This is a genomic window from Enterococcus sp. DIV0840 (genome assembly GCF_050527835.1).
Classification (GTDB): domain Bacteria; phylum Bacillota; class Bacilli; order Lactobacillales; family Enterococcaceae; genus Enterococcus_L; species Enterococcus_L ureasiticus.
This window is the reverse complement of sequence record NZ_CP172876.1, coordinates 325,644-349,373: the sequence shown is the minus strand read 5'-3', so window position 1 is coordinate 349,373 and position 23,730 is coordinate 325,644. Positions and strand designations below refer to the sequence as shown.

At 37.1% G+C, this 23,730-nt stretch carries 18 protein-coding genes; all 18 read right to left on the bottom strand.

Going from position 1 to position 23,730, the window contains the following annotated elements:
- Nucleotides 1–28 precede the first annotated feature (28 nt).
- A complete protein-coding gene (locus IGL98_RS01660; RefSeq protein ID WP_206847235.1) occupies nt 29–835 on the bottom strand; it encodes a WxL domain-containing protein in 807 nt (268 codons plus the stop codon).
- Entirely contained in the window at nt 832–1,179 is a 348-nt protein-coding gene (locus IGL98_RS01655) for an LPXTG cell wall anchor domain-containing protein (protein ID WP_339099559.1), read from the bottom strand. Before IGL98_RS01655 ends, IGL98_RS01660 begins: the two co-directional genes overlap by 4 nt.
- Before the next feature lie 16 nt (nt 1,180–1,195).
- Complete coding sequence (locus IGL98_RS01650; protein WP_339099624.1) at nt 1,196–4,840, bottom strand: isopeptide-forming domain-containing fimbrial protein; 3,645 nt, start codon at nt 4,838–4,840, stop codon at nt 1,196–1,198.
- A gap of 151 nt (nt 4,841–4,991) precedes the next feature.
- A complete protein-coding gene (locus IGL98_RS01645; RefSeq protein WP_206911887.1) occupies nt 4,992–5,705 on the bottom strand; it encodes a winged helix-turn-helix domain-containing protein in 714 nt (237 codons plus the stop codon).
- A gap of 372 nt (nt 5,706–6,077) precedes the next feature.
- Nucleotides 6,078–7,178, bottom strand: coding sequence for a tyrosine-type recombinase/integrase (locus tag IGL98_RS01640; RefSeq protein ID WP_206911888.1), 1,101 nt, complete (start codon nt 7,176–7,178; stop codon nt 6,078–6,080).
- A 666-nt stretch (nt 7,179–7,844) separates the two neighbouring features.
- Nucleotides 7,845–8,762 (bottom strand): helix-turn-helix transcriptional regulator, encoded by a 918-nt coding sequence (locus tag IGL98_RS01635; RefSeq protein ID WP_206911889.1) that lies wholly within the window; start codon nt 8,760–8,762, stop codon nt 7,845–7,847.
- A 96-nt stretch (nt 8,763–8,858) separates the two neighbouring features.
- Nucleotides 8,859–9,356, bottom strand: coding sequence for a DUF1456 family protein (locus IGL98_RS01630; protein WP_069646839.1), 498 nt, complete (start codon nt 9,354–9,356; stop codon nt 8,859–8,861).
- An 85-nt stretch (nt 9,357–9,441) separates the two neighbouring features.
- Nucleotides 9,442–9,816 carry a VOC family protein gene (locus IGL98_RS01625; protein WP_206846965.1) on the bottom strand — a complete coding sequence of 125 codons (375 nt, stop codon included), beginning with the start codon at nt 9,814–9,816 and terminating at the stop codon, nt 9,442–9,444.
- Between the two features lie 242 nt (nt 9,817–10,058).
- The gene (locus tag IGL98_RS01620) at nt 10,059–10,616 is read right to left on the bottom strand and encodes a YdeI/OmpD-associated family protein (RefSeq protein ID WP_206846967.1); all 558 of its coding nucleotides are present in this window, start codon (nt 10,614–10,616) and stop codon (nt 10,059–10,061) included.
- Entirely contained in the window at nt 10,613–11,545 is a 933-nt protein-coding gene (locus tag IGL98_RS01615) for an alpha/beta fold hydrolase (RefSeq protein ID WP_206846969.1), read from the bottom strand. The genes IGL98_RS01620 and IGL98_RS01615 overlap by 4 nt, the downstream gene beginning before the upstream one ends.
- Nucleotides 11,546–11,759: 214 nt before the next feature.
- Nucleotides 11,760–12,689, bottom strand: a complete 930-nt coding sequence (locus tag IGL98_RS01610; RefSeq protein WP_206846971.1) for a helix-turn-helix transcriptional regulator — start codon at nt 12,687–12,689, stop codon at nt 11,760–11,762.
- Between the two features lie 198 nt (nt 12,690–12,887).
- Complete coding sequence (locus tag IGL98_RS01605) at nt 12,888–14,519, bottom strand: peptide ABC transporter substrate-binding protein (protein WP_242590153.1); 1,632 nt, start codon at nt 14,517–14,519, stop codon at nt 12,888–12,890.
- Between the two features lie 31 nt (nt 14,520–14,550).
- Nucleotides 14,551–15,627 (bottom strand): M42 family metallopeptidase, encoded by a 1,077-nt coding sequence (locus tag IGL98_RS01600; RefSeq protein WP_206911890.1) that lies wholly within the window; start codon nt 15,625–15,627, stop codon nt 14,551–14,553.
- Between the two features lie 33 nt (nt 15,628–15,660).
- Nucleotides 15,661–16,773, bottom strand: a complete 1,113-nt coding sequence (ald, locus tag IGL98_RS01595) for an alanine dehydrogenase (protein ID WP_206911899.1) — start codon at nt 16,771–16,773, stop codon at nt 15,661–15,663.
- A gap of 183 nt (nt 16,774–16,956) precedes the next feature.
- Entirely contained in the window at nt 16,957–17,946 is a 990-nt protein-coding gene (lacD, locus tag IGL98_RS01590; protein WP_206846975.1) for a tagatose-bisphosphate aldolase, read from the bottom strand.
- 88 nt (nt 17,947–18,034) lie between these two features.
- Complete coding sequence (locus IGL98_RS01585) at nt 18,035–18,403, bottom strand: hypothetical protein (RefSeq protein WP_206846977.1); 369 nt, start codon at nt 18,401–18,403, stop codon at nt 18,035–18,037.
- A gap of 193 nt (nt 18,404–18,596) precedes the next feature.
- On the bottom strand, nt 18,597–22,559 hold the full coding sequence (locus IGL98_RS01580; RefSeq protein WP_206911891.1) for an endo-alpha-N-acetylgalactosaminidase family protein: 3,963 nt from the start codon (nt 22,557–22,559) through the stop codon (nt 18,597–18,599).
- A gap of 168 nt (nt 22,560–22,727) precedes the next feature.
- A complete protein-coding gene (lacD, locus tag IGL98_RS01575; protein WP_206911892.1) occupies nt 22,728–23,720 on the bottom strand; it encodes a tagatose-bisphosphate aldolase in 993 nt (330 codons plus the stop codon).
- Nucleotides 23,721–23,730 lie beyond the last annotated feature (10 nt).

Here is a 23,730-nt window from a genome sequence, read left to right as displayed (position 1 = left end):
TCCTAGTTTTTTATATGTGTGTGTTTTTTTATGGTAACTCGGCTAATATCCAAGTTAACTCGGTTTGATATTGTACGGGATGGATTTTTACGGCATCCGGTACGGATAAAAAGATGGCTTTATTTCCCTGAACTTGCTGATTTTCAAAGTTCTCATCTAAGATCGGTTGATTTTTTTCATCAACTTTAGGAAAAAGTGTGCTTGCTTGGTCACCAGCGTTCTCAGCGGATGCTCCAAACGAAATGATCCACGTTCCTTTCCCTTGCCCTTGATTGGCCGTAGCTACTGGAAAGGTTGTGCCTGGTGCATTCAATTGAATGATATCTTTACTGAGTTGGGGCGATTTTTCTTGAGTATACGCAGAATTTGCCCACGCTTTATCAAAAGATAAGACAGCCCCTCTTAGTTTTTTTTCAGTCTCTTCTTGAATGACATCATTTTTGAATTGGTATTCTTGTCGGACTTGAAGCGTCCAGCCTGAAGCTTCTGCTCTAGAATCTGTCACTTGCAAGAAGTTACCTCTGGCAGGCGTTCCATCATGAAATAGTTGCGCATTTACATAAAAATTACGATCTGTTTCAGTGATTTTACTTCTACCAAAATTCAACGTTGGTGCAAAATCGAATCTAAGATCACCATCTGTTGAAGGTCCGGGTCCTGGATCAACTGGTTTCACTGGATTTTCAGGATCAACTGGCTCTTTGGGATGTTCGCCAGTATACTCGACCGTTCCATGTCCGCCTATAGTATTTTCTTCAGCAGAAACGATAGTCTTCGTGCTCATTGCTAGTAAAAACAGGACGCCGACAGCTAAAATCAATGTTTTCTTTTTCATTTATTATCTGCCTCCTGCTCTTTTTTACGTTTCTTAAAGAAAAGAAACAGTGCAATAGCTACTAGCGCAATTCCGCCAATCCCAATTGAGCCCTTGATAATTTCGCCCGTGGACGGATATCTTCCAACAGGTTTTGTTACCTTAGGTTCTGATGGGCTAGACGGCGTTGGTTTTGACGGTTCTGTTGTCGGCTCAGTCGAGTCTTCATAGAACGTAATGATTCCTTCAGTTGTTACTTGTCCTCCATTTTGGTTTTCAGCTGCAGTCACAGTCAATGAAGTCGGTGTGAACGCCACCAGACACACAATAGAAGCCAGCATAATAATTATTCTTTTTTTATTCATACTTTTCACTCCTATTTTATGGATTTTCTGGTGGTGGTCCTGCGACCAATTCCCAAACAATTGTTGCTTCATATTTACCAGAAGCTATGGATTGACCAGAATCAACATTTAATTTGAAGCCGTCGCCATCTGGTGACCAAGTACTACTGATGTTATATGGATCATTATTATCATTTTTACGTGAGATGATCGGCTGCGATGCTCCCATTAACGTGATTTCATCATTTTTGTGTACATAACGAATCGCTCTAGGGATAAAGACATCCGGCTCACCAACTTTGGCTAATTCTTTTTCTAAACGGGCATTCAAAGTCCATGTTTCTTGAACCGCACGGCCATCTTTCACGACTAAATCCGCTCCTTCATAAGAAGGATTATTGATTTTTGTTCCTTTAGGACTAAAGATAGTTGTTCCAAAATTAATATTTTTGGGTGCTGAAACAAGTTCCAAAATACCGAAAATACTTCCTCCTGGATTATCAACGTTTGCATCTTTAGAAAATACATCATGTGCTCGATCAGGATCGTCAGGTCCTTCTATAAATTCCCCGGATTCTCTTGATGAAAAACCAGTTGCTGTCCCGACGTTATTGATTACTTTTCCAACTCCAGATTGCTGAACTTCTGTTTTAAAGGTTACAATCGCAGAAGCTCCCGCCTTCAAATTCCCGACATTCACTGTCAATAAACGAGAATCGACATCATAGGTAAAGTCCGTCTCAGATGCCGCTTTACCATTAATCGTCACGTTTGCTGTTGCTGGATCAAAATTTAATCCGTCTGGAATCGTATCTTTTATAGTAACTTTATTCCAAACAGCATCTAGACTAGCGTTTTTTCCATTAGTAGCGGTTAGTGTATACGTTAGTATATCGCCGACTTGCGTTGTTCTATCACCAGAAGAAACAACGGTTTTTTCCATTAATGGATTGTCCGGAAGCCCATCTTCAACAATGAGTCTTTTGGCTGGATCAAAGCGATTATCATCCGTTCCACTTTTTACTGCATCATGGTAACCTGAGTAACCTCCTGCTCCATCATAGCCATCCACTTCTACATTGATATTTCCAAATATCCCATCTGGTTCTTGTGTGTAGGTATTTGGCAATGTATAAGTCGGCATAGGACTGATAACTGTTTTATCTTTTAAATAAACATCTACTTTATCAGATTTTTCTAAATATCTAGATAAATCAAGTGTCCATTTCCCAGCAGCAACAGTTGTAAATACTGCTTTACCATCTGCACCTTTTAACCACTCACCATTTACTTTGACAAAAACTTTTGCACCGTTTTCGTCACTTGTTCCAGATAATTGTTTGGTGGCATTATTTAATTTGTTTGCCTCCCCTGTTTGGGTGGGCGGAGTGACATCGATGACTGTTTGAACGCCTGTTTGAATATCTTCTGGTAAACTTTCGTGCATTTTTCCAGATTGACTATTCGCACCTCTACGTCTGGCACCGGTCACTTCTATCGTTTGACCTGTTTCAAGAAATTTACCGTTTGGAAGGTTGATTTTAAACAACCCATTTTTAGCAGTTTCTCCCCACAGAGCAAGACCTGGCGAACCAATTGTATCGTCAGTCAAAGTGTAAGCAACAGAACCATCTGCATTTTTTACAGTTACATCAACCTCGACTTCATCTGTCCAAGCATCACGAATACCTTCGACCCCTTCCGGAACTGAAACGTGCCCATAAATTGCTTTATCAGCATTCGTCGGTATTCTTAAGTCATCCACGATCGGTCTAGCATTATTCCCACTCATTCGGGCATAATTATTTGGTTGCCCAAATAGTGATTTAAAACCAGTATCACTAGTACTTGCAATTGTTGCTAAGTTAGAACCAGTTAATGTAAAATCAATCAAGGTCCAATCGTATAACGGATCATCTACGTAAACATTTTTCCCTTTTTGCCAAACACTGACATCGGTATTATTTGCTACAAATTTTCCGCCAGCACCACTCAAACTAAAGATGTTGGCTCCGCCTGAACGTGTATTGGCAAAATCATAATAAATCGGATTATCGATCAGAACACTGGCATTAGCTCCCATATTGAATACACCATAGGCTTCACCGCTAGTATTTCCTCTAGCGATAAACTCTGTATCTGGCCCTGCATCGATTGTGGATGTATTTGAATTTCCATATACAGCCGGTCCGTAATTAGCAATCATGTTCACTTGACTATCCTTATCACGAATCGTGAAAGTATTATTACTCCCAGGTAAGTTCAAGGCTTCATTCGAATTATTACTTGCATTGCCTGATCCTTTATTGTAGAGATTCAATTTTGATTTTCCAGATACATTCGTAATAAAACCATCTCCATTTAAACGTAAAGCTGGAGCTTCACCGGCTAAATGTTGAATGTCGATCTCTGAGTTATCTGAAATATTAAACTCATTATTTGGATTATTCGTTGAAAAACGTACAGTCGCTGCATCGCCACCTGTTGTATCAGTAATCGCTGTTAATTTTGAGTGATTGGCCACATTAAATTTATTGCCCCCATAACGTAAGCGAATAGCAGAAGAACCAGTGGAATGTGCTACTAAGGTGGCATTATCTAAATTAATCGTTCCGCCACCACGATTTCCATCATTTATACCAACTGCCCAAACCGTTAGAGTGTTGCTTGATTGGTTCGTCGTAATATTACTTTTAGCACCATCACTTGAATAAACATGTAAAATCGTGACCGTATTATTTGTAGCGTAAAAATTATTTTCACCGGCTAATCTTAACGTACTATTCGTAGCCTCGATTACACCTGGAACATTATTTTCTGGTGTACTCACATTATTGAATGTCACATCCCAAACAGCGGAAGCTGAGGACGAATAAAAAATCGAAGTTGCTCCTTGTTTAGTTATCGTTGCATCATTTACCACTAATTTATTTACGGAAGTGGCACCTAAAGTTACGTTACCATTATTGGCACCAAAATCGATTTTATGATTGTTCCCATTGATCGTTAAATCTCTGGACAATGTTCCAGGAGCAGAAGCTGCATTTGTAGCTGTTCTTGTAATATCAGCATCAACATTGATCACATCAACTGCAGTATTCGCTAAAGCCGCTTTAAATGTATCCCAATTATTAACAGATACTGCACTTCTAAACCCTCTCGCCTGCTCTTTCACGTCATCTTTGACCACAACTGGTGTTTCAATCACTTCTTTTTGATAGTCCAAATCAAAACTAGCTTTAGAAACTACTTTTTCTTCACTTATTACTTTAAGCGTATTGGATATCGTTTTATTATATTCCGATGCTTTAAACATTATTGGCAATGTATAGTTACCAAGTGTTTCTTTAAAAGTAATTGTGACCTGATTTTCCGTATCATCATCTATGATCTCCAATTTTTTTGCGACCTCTTCTGGAAGATAATCCAGAATGTTTTCAGCATATAAAATACGTTGGTCAGAGTTATCTAAAGATAATGTGATTGTGCTCTTTTGGGGATCTTTCACTTTTAAATCAAACTCAACTTGATTTTTAGTTTCTGACTTCTTTTCTAAAACGTATGAACTGCCATCTTTGTCAGAAGCTTTTATTTTCGTTTGATTATTTAAAACTAAAAAGCTCATTACACCAAATAGACTTATTAAAATAGCAACGAAAGAACTTTTTTTCAAAACTTTCAATATTTTTCCTCCTTTCCTCAAAAATGAGTGTGCCGTATGTTTAGACACATCTATTTCAAGTTTCTCTGCTCTACGCTATTCATTAATTGAATAAACGATTACAGAGAAAAAATGAAAACAGTTATCAGTATTTTCGTGTAACACATTCTTATTAATTATTCAGCATATAACCTTTCGAACGAACTGTTTTGATGTACTCTCTCGTAGTGTTACCTCCATCAAGTTTTCTGCGTAAATGATAAATAATATTTGCCACTCGATATTGCTTGTCTTCGTCTTCACCACTCCAGACATTCTTATAAATTTCTTCATATGCTAAAGCCTCTCCTGCATGTTGACTTAACAATTCGATCGTTCTAAATTCAAGCTTAGTTAAGCTCACTTCACGATTACCATTTAGCAAGACACTGAAATTAGATGGGATAAGTTTAATCTTATTCTTAGTTAAAACAGGTTCTTGAAGTGCTGGATGTTCGTGAGATTTGAGTGTATTTTGTTTTTTTTCAGAATAACGCTTCAAATTTCCTTGTATAAACAACGAAAGTTCATCTGAATCAATCGATGCATTGATAATTCCATCCGCTCCTAATTTCATATAGACAATTCTTGTAGATTTATCTGTATTTTTAGACAACACCCACAATAACGCAGAGCTTTGTTCGCGGATTTTTATTATAGATTCACAAATTATACTCATCTGATTTTCTTCGTCTTCAATGATCAGTGCATCCAATCCATCTTCAGTGATGTTCCATTTCTGTTGCTCCTTCAGATGATGGACAATACATTTTGTTTCTTTTATCGCCTCTATGTATGTGTTATCAGCCAATTCTCTATTTGAAGAAATAACCCCAATATTGTACATATCCTTTCTCTCCTCCATCTTCTATGTTTCATTAATTTTTTCTAATTTAGTCAATATATTTGCAGTATTTTAGAATAGTTTTTATACTGTTTAAAACTGGGTGTAGTCCGCTAAAATACATCTTGTTTTTCGATAAAACAAGAAAAAGAGAGAATTTTTCTTTATTTGTAAGGTTTTAAAATTTCTGTTGACGGCGAATTTGACGGCGGATTTGACGGCGGATTTGACGGCGGATAAAAAATAAAAAAAGCTCTTTTTGCTTTTAAAGGGCTTATATTTAAAAACACAGATAATATAAAGCTGAATAATAACGTACGTTATAAAAACGACGAGAAAAAGAAAGCGATTCTCTTAGCATTTTTTTGAAAGTCATTAGATAAATGCTAATTTATCAATCGCTACTCTTTGTTCGTCTAAGAACGAATTCGTATACGTATCTAACGTCAATTTAATAGATGAATGTCCTAATAAAGAACTGATTGCAGCAATGTTAACGCCTAATTCCACACAACGAGTTGCAAATGTATGGCGCAGGGCATGAAAAGACACATTGATCAATCCCAATTTTTTCTTGACACGTTCAAATCGATAGCTGATTGTACGAGGTTCAATCGAATGTCCTTCACTCGTTACAACATAAGTAGAGATAGCTTGTTTTTTCCAATGTAGTAGAGCGGTTTTAATTTTTTGGGTAAGCGGAATAATCCGGTTCGCGTTGACAGTCTTCGGTGGCGTTTCAATAATTTTTGTTCGTTGACCTGAAGAGCTTGGTAAAGCGATTCGTTGTTTTGTTCGTTGGACTGTTAACACAGACGACTCAAAATCAATATCTTCCCATTTTAATGCACAGATTTCTCCAATACGCATACCTGTCTCTAACGCTAATAGAATAGGCAATCCTTTGATACTTTTCAGACTTTCAGCTTCTACTGCTTTTTGCTGCGTGCGTGTCAATGCTTGAACTTTTTGTTTATTTATTTTGGGCAAAGCTGTACGTTCACAGGGATTTAAATAGATATAACCTCGCTCTTTGGCAGCTTCAAAACAATTTTTTGTGATACGAAAAACAATATGAACCGAACTAGCAGATAATGTTTGTGCTAAACCTTTAAATAGCTTATCCATATCAGAAGCTGTGATTTTTTTTAGAGGACGCTTCTCTAAACTTGGTAAAACATATAATTGAAGCTTATGACTATAACTGGCATACGTGCTTTCTTTCAAATTCGGAGCCATAATCTCTGTTAGCCAAAGATTAGCCCACTCCCCAAACGTTCCGTGAAATTCTTTGACAGATCCAGTGTAAACAAGTGTTTTCTGCACTTTTTTATCAAGTAACTGCTCTTTCACTGCACGATATGAACGAGCATAAATGTACCCGTAATGAATGCTTCCATCTATTTTTCTTGCTTTTGGGTATCGACCTTCCCAGCGTCCATCTTTGCGTTTATAAATATTTTCACCTTTAGCCAAAAAAATCAATTCCTTCCTATATTATTGACGGCGAATCTGACGGCGATAAAAAATAACCGAGAATCCACTCTTCATTAAATTTATTTCAAACAAGTAAAGTATTTCTTCGAAATTCTCATTTTTTTCTGTTTTTCTATTAAAAATTGAAAAAAATATATTGCTTTTTTCTTGATTTCACTATTGATTTATCATTAGCAAACCAATAGAATAGATTTAGATATCAAAATAATTTAAAAACATTCACAAACATATCTTGTTTTATCGAAAAACAAGATATGTTTTTTCAGTCTATAATTATCAAAAATCAGCTTTATATATAGCCTTTCAACAACCTTTCGTACTATTCCCTAAAGAAAACTATTCTAACAAAAATAATTATGCAATAATTCACATGAATTTTATTGTTACTTTCTACAAATTTCTTTATACAATAATGATAATAAAACATTTAAATATAAAAAATATATACAAAAGCATTAGAAAAAGGCTCTACAGTTATTAGAAATTGATTCCTAAAAACTGTAGAGCCTACTTTTTATTCCTTACATTTACTCCTAGCATTTCTTATCGCTTCCTTACTTAATTTCAGCTCAGTACCTCGATTTTAGCATACAGAAGACAGCCAACATTTGAAGCAAGAAAATAGCTACGTGAAATCCCTCTTCTTTAATATGTTTCGTTTAATTTGATTATTTCTTGTTTATGTCGCTCTTTCAATTTTTCTGGTGCTATAACTTTTACACCGTTACCAAACATCAACAAAAAGGGAATGATCGTTTTTTGCTGATTTGCATAAACTCTTACATCTACATGATTCTCTTCTACTTCAATTTCATCTTCCGTGTAATAATCATATAGTTTTCCTAAGTCTTCTTTTTTAAAACGTAATTGGATCACGTCTTCATCAGGTTCAATGAGTCTTGTATTAGAGTATTCAACAGGTTCGAATGTCCTCTCCTGAATCATAAGCTGACGAATGCGCGTGACTTTAAAATATCTAAAGGCATCTCGTTCCTCACAATAAGAATAGATATACCAGCTGCCGTTCATCAACATTAATTCATATGGATGGATCGTTCTTTGCGTATGATCACCTTTATTGTCTACATAATCAATTATTACTTTTCGATTTTGTTTCAGAGAAAGATTGATATAATTGATTTTTCTTTTCGTTTCAACTTCAATTTCTAGCCGATGCATGGTCGGTGACTCAAATGAAAATTGTTTTTTCAGCTGGCCTTTTTGATTGTTTTTCTGTTGTATCAATGTAATTTTCTCTTTGATTGTGTTTTGCTGATCCGAAATTCCGAATAAACCTTCTTTGATATTTAACGCATTAAGGATATCTTGCTTTTCTTCTCCACTATAAGTATATGTTCGCAATTTGAAAGAATCCACTAGTGAGAAACCACCCTTCCGACCTGGATGAGAAATAATCGGAAAACCAGCTAATTCAATCGTTTCGATATCTCTAAAAATGGTTCTTTTGGTCACTTCAAAACGTTGAGCCAATTGAGCAGTTGAAACAATCTCATTTTCTAAAAGTAGAACGATGATTGCCAGTATTCGTTCGATTTTCTTCAAGTTGCTTCCTCCCTTAGTCAGAAAAAGGACAAAACTAGTCTCATTTAGCCTAGTTTCATCCTGATAGTAAATTGTATTTTTACTTCATTACTTGATTCATTGTTCCCGATACTTGATCGCTAAACCCTTCAGGAAATTTCTTGCATAGCGGTCGCCACATTCCATGTAATTTCGGTGTCCTTCTTTTCTTAAGATTGCACTTAGCTCACTCTCTGAAGCATAAACGCCGGCCAGTCTCAAAACATCGAGCATATCGTCACTTGTCAGAGTTAACGCAATCTTTACTTTCTTAAGTAAAACATTATTGACAGTGCTTTGATTCGAGATCAAGAATGTTGGCTTAGGTGCTACACCATTTTTCACAGGTGCTTTGCCTCTTTTATACGTGATCAAACCGTTCAAGAAGGCCTCTAAGGTACGATTATCACAAACGGCATCACGTGGAAGTTCATCTTCTTCATTTTGCTTTGTTAGTAAAACTCGCAGCTCTTCCCTTGTGACCTCTAAATCACCCAATTTAAAAATCTTGATCATATCTGTATCTTTAATGTCTAATGCGTAACGTAAACGGATCAGTATATCGTTATTATTCATCTTTCTCCTCCAGAAAATATATCATTATTTCTTAGTATAAAGCTTTCTTTCAGAGAATGCATCAATTTGTTGTGATTTATTTTAACTACGCACCACGATAGACTGCTTCAATATTATAGCCATCTGGATCAAGAATAAATGCCGCATAGTAGTGAGCACCATAATCTGGCCTGATTCCAGGTTTACCATTATCGGTTCCACCAGCTTTTAGTCCAGCATTATAAAATGCTTCAACCTCTTCTTTGGAGGCAGCACTAAACGCAAAATGAATGAGTTTTGGCTCACCTTCTGTTATCCAAAAACTACCCGCAGGATCTCCGCTGATAATCTCTTTCTCACCAAAGCTAACGCTCTTACCAAAATCAAACTTCATTTCATTTCCTAATGGTGCTAAGACCTCTTTGTAAAATTGTTTACTTTTGTCGATATCGCTTACATTTATTGAAAGATGATCTATCATATTTATTCACCTGTCCTTTTTTATTTCTATAACCAATATACAAACATGCGTTCTTTTTGTCAACTAGAATTGTCAAATTAAGTACAACATAGTTATACCTCAAAGGAAACTAAAAAACATACCACCCGTTAAAATTTAGGGTTCATATCTCTTAAGGCTTTGTTCAGCATCTATTTCATTTAACGACCACTCGTGTAGCGAAAGGTGTCCTCACTTTGCGACAATGAAGCCAAATGAAAAATCTAGTGTCTTAACTTTTCTCCTTCTTCCCATGAAATAATTAATCGATTCAACCTTCTTAATCTGGTTTCTTCTTTTTTTGCACTCATTACCCACCAAATAGAATCTCTTCTATAAGAAGGCGGAAGTTGATTGAAAAATTCCCAAGAACTCGGATTTTTTCTAATTTCATCCTCATATTCTTTTATTAGAGTAACATTCCTTTGAACTGACGAATAACCGGTTTGATCATTTCTTTGATTGAAAACAGCCAATCCCTCAGGCCTCATTTGCTTGAGTTCTATTAGTTTATGCACCTTTTGCACATTAACTTTACTCCAAAGGCTATTAGGCTTACGTGGGGTAAAACGAATTTTATAGCGATCTTCATCAATTGTTTTTCGTATTCCATCAATCCAACCAAAAGCCAGTGCACAATCTACTGATTCTGGCCAAGTGAGACTTGCTTTTCTGGTTTTTTTCTTTAAAAAAACGACCCAAATTTCACTCACGGTTTGGTGATGACTAGCCAACCAATCAATAAATTCTGTTTGATTACTAAAAAATAGAACTTCACTCATTTTTTCAACCATTCTAAAAGGATTTGATTGAATTCAACTGGTCTTTCTTCTTGAATCCAATGACCAGCGTTTAAACTCTTAATGTCTATATTAGGTACAAAGTCTTTGATGTTTGGAAGCGGCGGAATAATATCTTTCTCGCCATAAACCATCAAGGTTGGCTGATGAAGAATAGGAGATACATCCGCTAATAGATGCCAATTACGATTTAAATTTCTGTACCAATTGATGCTTGGAGTGAATCCTGTCTTATTGAAAGCTGTGATATAAACAGAAAGATCCTCATTGCTCATAACAGGTTCACCTAATGGCTTGATTGCTTTAGCTAAATTAATCATTTCCATTCCTTCACTAAGCCCTTGTGCTGGCACATTTTTTCGATATAAGTTATGAAGAAATCGTGAGGCATTTTCGTCCAATATAGCATCTGCAATACCTGGTTGTTTGTTAAAATGAACAAAATAGTAATTATCTCCAAAAAATTCTTCCATAAAATCAAGCCAAGGTTTCTCTCCACGAACTTGGTAAGGCAAGCATAAGTTAATCATTTTACGAACACATTTTGGATGTAGCAAAGCCATACTCCAAACAACACTTGCACCCCAATCATGCCCCATAAAAATAGCATCTTTGTATTGGTAGTGATCCAATAATGCTACAAGATCACCGGTTAAATGTTCAATGTCATATTTTGTAACTTCCTTGGGACAAGAAGATTTTCCATAGCCACGTTGATTTGGAATAATAACGTGATAACCTGCTTCTACAAGTGGAGTCACTTGATGTCTCCAAGAAAAAGCATGCTCTGGCCATCCGTGGCAGAGAACGATAGGTTGCCCCACATTTTTTTGTCCCGCTTCAAAAACTTCTAGCTCCACACCGTTAACTGAGATAAGTGTTGCTGTTGGAAATCCATCATTGTTTGTCATTTAATATCCTCCTAATTTTTAGAAGCTGAGCAGGTTTGTTCAGTTCTGACAGAAAAACATGGAAATCTAAGGGGAACGTTTTTTGTCACAGCCGGATTTCATCTGTTTTCCGAAGTCCTAACCTGCGAAGCTAAATAATTAAAATAAAAGTGTCTTACAAGAACAATATTATCATGGAGGTTTGACAACAGTCTGTCAGCTTTGAAAAACGAACTTAATGATATTTTTCGGTCATCAATCTGAGTTTTGTAGCCATTTTTTGGCGCAGTTCTTTTGGCGCTAATATCTCTATATGCTCTCCAAAACTAAATATGAGAGAGAATAACCATTCCTTTTCGGGGAATGTAGCAGTAACAAGAAGTTCACCTGTCTCTAATACTGCAATATCTTCTTTATTAAAAACATCCTCCACACGAGACTTCATTTTAGGAGAAACTTTCAAGACAACAGTTGTCATTTTTGCTTGCTCATTTAATAATGCCATACTCTCGTGATAGGATTTTTCTCGACGTTCGAATGAGCGATTTTCAATATGAAAATCACTTATTCGGGAAACTATAAATATTCTGAATTCTTCTTTTAACAGACAATAAGCAAATAAATACCAAGTATAATTTTTAAACACAAGCGATATAGGCTCAACTTGTCTTTTGCTGACAATATTATCATAATTTCTGTAGTCAATAGTCAGTATATTAGTCTGTGTAATAGCTTTCCTTATCGTCTTAACTAACGTTTTTTGATCTGGAGCGTCTCCATAAGGATGTAAATCAATAATGATTTCTTCCATATGCAACTTTAGATACTCTTCCTTATTTTTAGGAATGATATTTTGCAATTTTTCTATAGATGATTCTAACTCAATGTCGTCAACTGTTGAATTGATATCCTTGAGAACAGAGAGAAGGGAGGACAGGTTATGAAGAGTCAGTACTTGATGATTTAATTTGTAACTCTCATAGATACTGAATCCACCATTATTTCCAGAATGGGAAATGATGGGAATGCCCGCTAAATTGATTGTTTCGATATCTCGGTAAATAGTTCGGACCGACACTTCAAATTTCTCAGCCAATTCATTTGCTGTTACACGGTTTCTATTAAGCAGCATCACAATAATGGTTAACATACGTTCTATTTTCATCTTGTTCTCCTTTGGTTTTCAATAACTAATTTGCAAATTATCTCCTTCTAACTGAGTAAGTTTAAGCAATATCATTATAACAGGAATTTTATTTACATTTTTTCAGGTGTTGCATTTAATTTGTATATCCACTAATGTGAACAGAAAAAAATGTTGAAAAGCAGCCTTACACTGACTTTTCAACATTTTATCAATTCTTTATTTTAAAGATACATTCTTATAATAAGGAGCACCAATTGCACGATAAACCAACCCTTCGACACGATCATTTACCAAGAAGGCTTCTGATGCCTGGTAAAGTGGTGTCACTGGTGAGTTGTCCATCAATACTTTTTGAGCATCCAACAAGGTATTCCAACGTTTTTCATTTTCAGTGGCATAGGTTGTTGCTGATTCTGTTAGTAATTTATCGTATTCTTCATTGCTGAATTTACCATAGTTTTGTTCTCCACCTGTTCTAAACAATTGTAGGAAGTCATATGGATCAGCATATGTTGCTGCCCAACCAGCTAAAACAACATCAAAATCACCTTTGCTCATTTGGTCTAAACGGTTTTTAAATGGTACGCTTGAGATTGTTACTTTTAATCCTTTTAGGTTTTCTGTTAATAATCCTTGAATGTATTCCGCCATTTTTTTAGCTGTATCGATATCTGACGTTAACAATGTTACTTCGGCTGAGTCAACACCTAATTCCTTCTTGGCATCTTCCCATAATTTTTTACCGCCTTCAACATCGGTCTTCATTAATTGGCCTGCTTCTTCAGCGAAATCTTTCCCAGTTTCTTGGTTAGCGATTCCTTTTGGTACAAACGCTTCAATTGCCATTGAACCATCTTTTAGAATATTCTTAGCGATTTGATCTGAGTTGATCAGTTTTGTAATCGCATTTCTAGCATTTTTATTCGCAAATACTTTGTTTTCAGTATTGTATTGCAAGTATGAAGTGGATGGATAAATACGTTTTACTAATTCTGGATTATCTAGTTCTTGATCAACATATTCACCTTTAATTGGTGCAATATCCGTATCGCCTGCTTTAAACAAGTTCACATTTGTGCCGATTTCTTTACTTACTTGAACATCGACTTCATCTAATTTCACTTTGTCTGCTGCTCTGAATTGATCATTTTTCAGATATTTCCAGGTAATGCTTGTACCATCCCAGTCAGAAAGAGTAAAAGCGCCGTTGTAGATCATGTTATCGCTGTTTGTTCCATATTCTTTCCCTTTTTCTTCAACAAATTTTTCATTCAATGGATAGAATGTTGGTTTTGCTAAAAGAGAAGATAAGTATGGAATTGGGTATTCTAAGTTGATTTCCAATGTGTGATCATCAACTGCCTTAACGCCTAAATCAGCTGCTGGTTTTTCACCTTTAGAAATTGCTTTGTAGTTTTCAAAGCCATCAAATAAATACGCATATTCTGAACCTGTTTTGGGGTCAACCGTACGTTTCCATGAATAGACAAAATCATTTGCTGTGACTGGATCGCCATTGCTCCATTTGGCATCCTCACGTAAGTTGATTGTGTATGTTTTTCCATCATTTGTAGGTGTAACGACTTCTTTTGCAATCGCTGGTGCTGAAGTGCTATCATCGGCAAATTCATATAAGCCTTCCATTACTTGACTGATTGCTGAAAAACTAACAACATCTGTCGCTTGAGATATATCCATTGTTGGCAGTTCAGCACTTTCAATAACGGTCAATACTTGTTTTTTATCCCCAGTTGATTCGTCTTTCTTACTTCCCGACCCGCATGCAGCAAGTGATACTACTAGTAATCCTGCGGCTACTGTCGTTAATGCCCATTTTTTCATGTTCATTTTTCAATTCCCCCTATTTTCTTTTCTATCATTAAAAGCTGTCGATTTTGGCTTTCGTTAAGTCATTTACGATAGCGACGGCTAGTTGATGTGCTGCTTGGTAATCTTCGTATGCAACATAGCCATAATGGGTATGTGCATAACGGACTGGCACGCCAATTACAATGGCCGGTACACCTTTGTTCGTCAAATTGATGATAGCGCCGTTAGTACCGCCGCCTTTTCTAACTGAACTTTGCATTGGTAAACCATATTTTTCAGCTGTTTCTTTGGCAAACCGCTGGAAACGCGGATTAGTAATCATCGAAACATCAAAGTTTCTAAGCATCGGACCACGTTTTAAGCCAGATTGAATCATGCATTCTTCTGAAAATGTATCATCTGCTGGACAGCCTTCAAACACGATAGCTAAATCTGGTTTGATATTATTCATCGCTACTGTTGCACCACGTTCACCGACTTCTTCCTGTGCTGTCATCGTACCGATCAGATTGAATTCCGATTCCTTTTCAGACAATTTTTTCAGTGTTTCAAGTAAACAAGCACAACCAATACGACAATCAAACGCTTTGCCTAGCATCACGTCAGTCGCTTCAAGGTATTCAAAGGTCACATCTGGAATCACTGGATCACCGATTGCAATGTTTAGTTTCTCTACAACTTCTTCGGCGCTGGTACAGCCTACATCAATCACCATATCATCGATTGTTTGGACTTCTTTGCGTTCAGCGTCCGTCATAAAGTGAGGTGGTTTGCTAGCAATAATGCCGGGAATTTCATTACCGTTGGCTGTTTTGATTCGTACGCGATGTGCTGGTACTGTATTTGGCACCCAACCGCCTAAAGGCAGAAAGCGCAATGTACCATTTGGTTTGATGGCTTGAACGATAAAGCCCACTTCATCACTATGAGCATCAAACACGATTGTTGGTTTATCCGCTTTGTGTTCCCCAACTTTCATGTAAACATTTCGAATATGATCTTCACTCACCTCAGCAAAAGGTGCCGAGAATTCTTTAGCGATTGCTACTACATCGTCTTCAAATCCAGAAACACCAGATGCGTTCGATAGACGTTCAATTAAATGTAACGATTCTTTTTTTGTCATTGGGATGCGTGTCCTCCTAATAAATTCAACTAGTTATAAAACAGATGGTACTGAAGAATATGGCAAATTTAAATCAGTCGCAACAGCATGATTGGTCATTGCACCATTTAATGTATTAACGCCTGAAAGTAACGCCGGATTTTGTTCTACAGCACGTTCAAATCCTTTATTCGCTAATTCTAATACATATTGTAAAGTCGCATTAGCTAAGGCAAATGTGGCCGTTTGCGGAACAGCTCCTGGCATATTAGCAACCGCGTAATGGATCACACCATGTTTAACGTAAGTTGGATGTTCGTGTGTCGTCACTTCATCGATTGTTTCAAAAATCCCGCCTTGATCGATAGCAATATCAATGATCACGGAATGTTCCGGCATAGACACGACCATTTCTTTTGTGACTAATACTGGTGCTTTGCGTCCTGGAATCAAGACTGCTCCGATGACTAGATCCGCATCCTTCACTGCTTCTTGAATATTGAAATGATTAGAGACAAGCGTTTTGATTGCTCCATTAAACTGATTATCGATCTCTTGGAGTTTTTTGATATAGACATCTAAAATCGTAACATCTGCACCAAGCCCTAGCGCAATCTTCGCCGCATTACAGCCAGAAATCCCACCGCCGATGATCGTTACTTTGCCTTTTTTAACCCCTGGAACGCCGCCTAATAGAATCCCTTTTCCCTCTGGAACTTTTTCTAAAAATTGAGCGCCGATCTGAGCTGCCAAACGTCCAGCAATTTCACTCATTGGTGCTAACAATGGTAATTCCCCATTAGCTAATTGAACGCTTTCGTAAGCAATTGTTTTCGTTTTTTTCTTCATTAATTCTTCAGTTAACGGTTTATTGGCTGCTAAATGAAGATATGTGAATAGTGTCAAATCTTCTCTTAAGTATTGATACTCTTCTTTTAATGGTTCTTTTACTTTTAAAACTAATTCTTGTGCCCACGCTTCTTTAGCTGATGCTACAATTGTTGCGCCAACAGCAACATATTCTTCATCATGAATCGAAGCACCTAATCCAGCATTGGTTTCAATAAAGACTTCGTGACCGTGCTTAATAAGATCTAAAACCCCAGAAGCCGGTAAAGCTACACGATTTTCGCCATTTTTTATTTCTTTTGGAATACCTATTTTCATCATTCAGGATCCTCTCTAACTCATTGCTTATCTATTTTGACGATAAGCCACTTACTAGATTATAGTTTAATGAAAGTTTATCCGCAATACATAGAAAAAAAATTTATTTTCTCTTTCTTTTTTAATCCTTACTTTACTAAAAAACCTGAAATAAATCAGGAATCGATTTACCTCAGGTATTTTTTATCCAACTTCAACCTTTGAGCGCCAAGATGTTCCACAACGATCAACGATTTCGTTCAATGTTTCAATATTCTCTTTCCCTTGTGTGGCAAACCAATCACGACCAGCGGCTTCACCTTTTGATGAAAATGGTTTGACTCCTTCACGCCAAGTTGCACGTCCACATAAGACACCGCTAAAATTAGAACCAGCTTCTTTTGCAAATTCCAACGTTTCTTGGAATAATTTTGTTGAAACACCCGCACTTAGAAAGATAAAGGGTAGTTCAGTCAATTCGCTTTGCTTTTTAAAATAGCCTAAAGCTTCTTTTTTACTATAAACGATTTCATTTTCAGCAAAACCTTCCACATAATTCATATTGACGGGTACTTCCATTTTTAAGACATCGATATGGTAGTGCGGCTTAGAAAATTCGATCATTGATTCCAAGACTTTGTGCGGTTTAACTCTGGCAAACGCCGCAGAGCTCGCATCCGTGATCTCAGAATCATACGTCACGATCTCAACAAAGAGCGGAATATCCTCACCTAAACATTCACTGCCTAAACGTTCGACAAAAACATGCTTTAACTTATTGATTGCCACAGGTTCATCTGGATCATAATATAGTAGGAACTTGATTGCATCGGCTCCGGCTTCTTTCAAACGTGATACTGACCATTCTTCTAATAAATCCGGCATTCTACCAGGTGTTGAAGCATCGTACCCAGTTTTTTCATAAGCTAATAATAATCCGCAATTCTTATCCCGTACCTTGGTTGCTGGTAAACCGTATTCTGGATCAAGTAAAATCGCTGACCCATAGGGAGTTAACTCTTTAGAGGCTACTTTTTTAAAGTCGACAATTTCTTCTCCTGTAGCCATCGTACTGGCATCTGCAATCATTTTCTTTAGAGAACCTCGCTGATCGATTGCCAACGCTTCGATCAACCCTTTTTCATTAGATAATCGATTTAGGGCATCCATTTTTGCTTGACTGATTTTGATCATGATAATAGCTCCTTTACTCTTTTTTGAGGGAAAACCTCTCTTACTTTCGAGTATACTCGCTGGTATTTAGAAAGACAAAAGCCCAGCCTTAAAGGATCACAGTATTTAAAAATCCCCACAATTGAATAACAGAATATATGGTATAACCACTTAAGCAAATTAGCGTAAACAGATAACTGTAAATATTGATTTTGTTTAAAGAAGATTTTTTCAATTGAAATAAAATAACAAACATACAAATCACTTGGGCATATAATAAAAAGTCTCTCAGAAAATGGTATTTAAAGCCTAGAATAAAACTGGTCATATCCAGAGAAATTACAAGTAATATTGATAAACCAAATAGGCGAAACGTTTTCTTGGCACTTGTTGTCAGCTGGCTAGGACTTAAGGATCCATAAAGAACAACCATTGAAATATAAGCAATATAAAATAAATTATTAAAAATAAAATCCATTTTTCTACCCCTCCTATCTTTGATTAGTTCAAACCTAGTTTACCACATTCAGTAAAGAGGCAGGAGTGTTTCGGGTTCAAATTGAGCATTAAACTGCCATTTATTCCGGTAATAGATCGTAATAAAAGAGCTTAGCAATGATACGTTTCACCGTTCATTAACTAAACTCTTTGTCTATCAAAATTTGCTTAGATCATTTGACTGTTACAGTAAAATTATCAATCACAAGGTCATACGCACCACCCGTTGTGTAAATACCAAACGTAGTATTCCCTGAAGTGTCACCAACAATTTCTGCTTGATATTTTTTGGTTTTCCCATCTGCTGATGTTGGTAAAATTTCGCCAACTTTTTTCAGATCTTGGAGTGTTTTATATTCACCCGTCACAGATCCTGCAGAAAAGATATCTTTTCCATCTGTTTGGTAATCAAAGCTGATTGTGTATTTTTTCCCTGCTTCAAATTTTATATTTTGCGGCGTTGTTTGAAGCATTAAGCCTGCGCCTTGTTTGTGCGCTTTTAAAGACCAATTGCCTGATAACACATCGGATACTTTATTGCTATTCCAACCATATTGCGTATATGGTTCGTTCTTCTCTGATAAGTGTATCCTTGGATCTTCAACACCGCCAGCTTGTCCTTTGACAAACGGGAATAGGCCGATTGCTTGAGTATCTTCAAAGTCTTGTTTGATAATGGTTTCACTTGTTGTATTCATTACATCTGTTTGTCGCTCAACAATTCGAATATCATCAAATTTTGTTTTATTGGTCCCTGCTTCTGCAGCTAAAGTAAGTGTGACTTTTTTCGCATTCTCTGGAACAACAAAATCGACTCTAGCATTTTGCATATATTGAGGATATTTGCTGCTGGTATGATTGATATCTGCTTGAATATAGTTTTGAACGACAGAATTGGTGTATTCTTTTGTATATTTTTTCCCGTCGATTTCTATCGTTATGCTGGCTTTTCGATTGTGTGTTTCAGTATTGACATAGGCGCTGTATTTCCCAGCTTTTGCTACTGTTAATTCTTGCTTGATCGTCATAGCCTCTTTTCCAGCATTCAAAACATAGTCACCGTTTGGATCTTTAATAACTGCGGCATCGCCTTGAATGACTTGCCAGTTTTTAGCCAACGTATCTTGTTCATTGAATCCAGGGTCTTTCACTGGTGTTCCTGTACCAAATTTTACTGGTTCAGTCGTCTCAGGTTCCGCAATCACATACGGTGTTTTTGCTTCTGCTTGAATCGTTACTTGGTTTCCTGTAATAGATGCGGCGCCCTTATCTTTTCTGCCTTGATCTGTTAATTCATATACGTGTAAATTGTTTTTTCCTTGTAACTTATCTGGAATCGTCCACGTTGTAGAACCGCCTGTTTCATTCCAGTGGTATAACTTCAGTTGATCCTTGTTGATCCATGGTAGTAAATAGGTATTCCCTTTTAATACGTCAACATTATTTAATGTTATGCGTTTTTGATCATTCGCGTCTTTTTGCGTCACAACTACCTTGTCACCAGCGTTTGCCAATTTGATCGTGCCATAGATTTGACCATCGGCTGCGGTCGTTGTCTCCCAATTTGTGATTTGGTAATGCTGTAAAAATTTTGTGGGAATATTGATTGCAAAAGTTTTATCTTTATACGTATTGAAATTTGTTTTTCCAACCCAGCCTTCATATGCCTCAAATTCTGCTCCGCCTAATAACGGATTATCTGAAATGATCCATGTGTCTTTTTGATGATTACGGATAAAGCGCACAATATTGCTATTAAATCCTTTCGTTGCTGTTCCACCGTAGGCTTTTTCAGCAGACCAATGATTCCAGATTGAATCATATTCTAGTGCATTCGGGAATTCATTAGCCGTGATCCAGCCTAGTCCATTGATTTCTTTACTCAATTGGCGACTTAACCAACCAGCTTCACCTTGATTGCCCCAGACATCTACATAGATGTAATCTAAATTCGGCACATTTTGCTTCAACTCTTTAAAGCGGTTCAAACGGTTTCCACTGATCGTATCTGATCGTTGTTTGATGAAATATGATGGATCTAGCCAATCCCAGCCTCGTTTTGTTGGATCGATCAAGTCTTCATTGAATGATTTTGCTTCGGGATATGACTCTGTATCGTTGACATGTACACCAAAGATAGCGTTCAGTTTGTGTCCTTCATCGATCAATTTATTTAGATCGTTTTGACCACCTTGACGTTTCCCAACATCACCATAATCTGGATGGGCTGAATCGTGGCCTTCATTTTGATAGCCTTTCAACAAGTTCATTTGTCCTAAACCATCGGTCAGATTATACACTCGTTTTGATTCATCCAGCGTTACTGAAAATGGATTTGTCGCCTGACTAGCAAAGTTGAAAGGAATCCGTTGATTGACTAATTCAGGAACTTTTTCCGCGCCAATTGGATTATTCATGATTGCCCGATAGTTGATTGCTGCATCTTGCCAGTCGACTTTACCGTCACCATTTAAATCTTTTGCAAATTTGATTTTTACTTCTGGTATGTCTCCCGTCAAATAAGCATCTGGCGCATCAAATGGTCGATAGGTCCAAGAACCACTCCATAAAGACGTCACATAGCCTGCCTTCGTTTCTTTCGTTTGTTTATAAATTCGGTTGTTATCGCTGTTGTCTACAGTGCCATCCCCATAAGCATTGGTCCAAAAACTTGCAGCATAGGTATCCGTATTTAAAAATCCGTACATATATTGTTTGGTGCTAACTTCATTTGATGTCATTAAGTTCTGGAAGGTATCGCCATTTTTATTGCCATTATTAGCATTCGTTCCAGTGTTCATGACTACACCTGAAAATGCCGCGCCAGCATCGGTACTGTTCACGGAAAGTAAGCCTTGATTCGCAATGGCCAGCGTATGAATTTTTGTTGCACCTTCTTTGATATCTGTCATTTTCATAGAAACTTCTTGCCCATCAGAAACAGTGAAACTAACTTTAAAACTCAATCCTAATGCTGGAACCGTTACTTGATAAACTGCCTTATTTTTAGTTGTAGACTCTTTGACAGCTGTTGCTTCATATGGTTTTCCATCAATCAGAACTTGGCTGATTTTTTCTTGTTGTCCTTTAAAAATGATTTTGTTATCACTCGGATTTTCGTAGCGAATCACTCGTGGAAAAGTAGGATCTAAAACTGCTGTAATATCAGCAGATGAGATTTTGTCCCCTACTTCACTGCTACCATCCTCTGTGACGGTGATTGTCGCTTTGGCTTTTAATGCTGTTCCGGCAACTGTTCCCAATACATCAAAACTGCCAACTTTTTGATAAGATTCTGGTGGGATATTGTCCCAGATCACGTTCTCTTCTTTTTGATTGCCAGTATTGTAAATTGCTTTGACTGTGGTCGGTAGTGTTGGTGCTATACCGATTTTCGTAAAGATTTTAACGGGTGTTAACTCAGTAATTTCTGGTACTAATTCAGGAAGACTACCGCTGTCTCCATTTTTGAAATATTGATAGCTGACTGTTTTTTGATCATACCAAGTTCTGACACCGATTCGACCTGTGGCTGTCGGAATTTTGCTTCCGTTAGCTAAGACTGGTTCTCCATCATAAAATTGGGTGCCATTTAGCCAAATCGTGAGTTTGGTTCCAACGTAACGAACTTTTAAAACGTAAGTCGTATCGGCCGCTAATGTTGGTCCAGAAATACTATCATTCCAAGATGTTGGACTTTCAACGAGCCATTTTCCGTTTACATTATAGCCAACAAAAACCCAGCTATCTTTTGAAGCCCCTCTGACAATAACACCCGTTCGGCCTTCTCCTGTGCTAAATTTAAATGACGTTTCTACTTCTCCGTCTGCTTTTTGGGGTGAATCTAAATTGATCGATACCGCATTGTTTCCAGCCGCTGCTTTACGAGAAATCTCTAGTGCCTTGTTATTGATACTTCTATTTGTTCCACCAACTAAATCCTGCCAATTGCCTAACACACCATTTTGAAAATTCGTCTGCCAATAATTCGCTACAACTGCTGGATCTGTCGCGATCTGTGATTGCGCCTGATCACTGTTCTCACTTTCATCAGCCAGAACACTCATTGGTGCTAATACAGCAGTACATGCCATTAATGCTACTATACTGATCGACGTAGTCCACTTTTTCTTCATTCCGTTGTCACTCTCCTTCTCATTTTGAATACGCTATCATTTTATAAAAAACGAAACTTTACCTAAAGAGCTTTATCTATCAAAAACTAGAATGAGGTCATCAGCTTTTTATCCTCATTCTAGTTTTCAAAAATCAGACACTTTCTTTTTCTACAAATCGTTCACTGCTTAATAGAGTACTTCTACTTTATCATGCCAAGAACTTGCCGTTCGTTCTACTACTTCATTTAGTTGTTGAATATGTTCTTTTCCTACTGTGCTTAGCCATTGACAACCAGCCTGCTCACCCTTCTCAATGAAAGGGGCCACACCCTCTTTCCAAGTTGCCCGTCCACATAACACGCCATTAAATGTAGAGCCCGCTTCCTTGGCGAATTCTAAGGTATCTTGGAACATTTTAGCTGTAACCCCAGCACTTAGAAAAATAAATGGTAACGGTGTGGCTTCACTTTGCTGCTTAAAATAAGATAGTGCTTGCGCCCGAGAATAGACAGATTTTTCAGTGCCGATTCCTTCAACATAGTTCATATTTACAGGGACTTCTACTTTTAACACGTCGACGTTATAGCGTGGTTTTGAAAATTCTTTCATCATTTTGATGACTCTTTCAGGTTTGATTTTCGCATATTCACTAGAAGTAGCATCCGTGATGTTTGCATCATACGAAACCAATTCCAAATAAAAGGGAATATCATCACCTACACATTCACTACCTAGTCGCTCGATAAAAACGTGTTTTAGATGATTGATTTCTTGTGGCTCGTCCGCATCATAATATAGTAAAAATTTAACTGCATCTGCCCCTTTTTCACGTAAACGTAGTGCAGACCAATCTTCTAAAAGATCTGGTAGTCGTCCTGGGGTTATCGCATTATAACCGGTTTTTTCGTAAGCTAGTAGTAACCCTGCTTCTTGATTTCTTGCTTCAGCTGCCACGATACCATATTCTGGATCTAATAAAATCGCAGAAGCAAATGGGGTTAACTCTTTCGAAACCATCGTTTTAAAATCAATGATGTGCTGTTCAGTAGGTTCTTTCCCCAACGCTTTGATCATTTTTTTCAATGCGCCTCGTTGATCGATCGCTAAGGCCTCAATAATTCCGTCTTTTGTTGATAAACGATCCATCGCTGCTTTTTTATTCGCTGTTATTTTTAGCATTTGTTTCTCC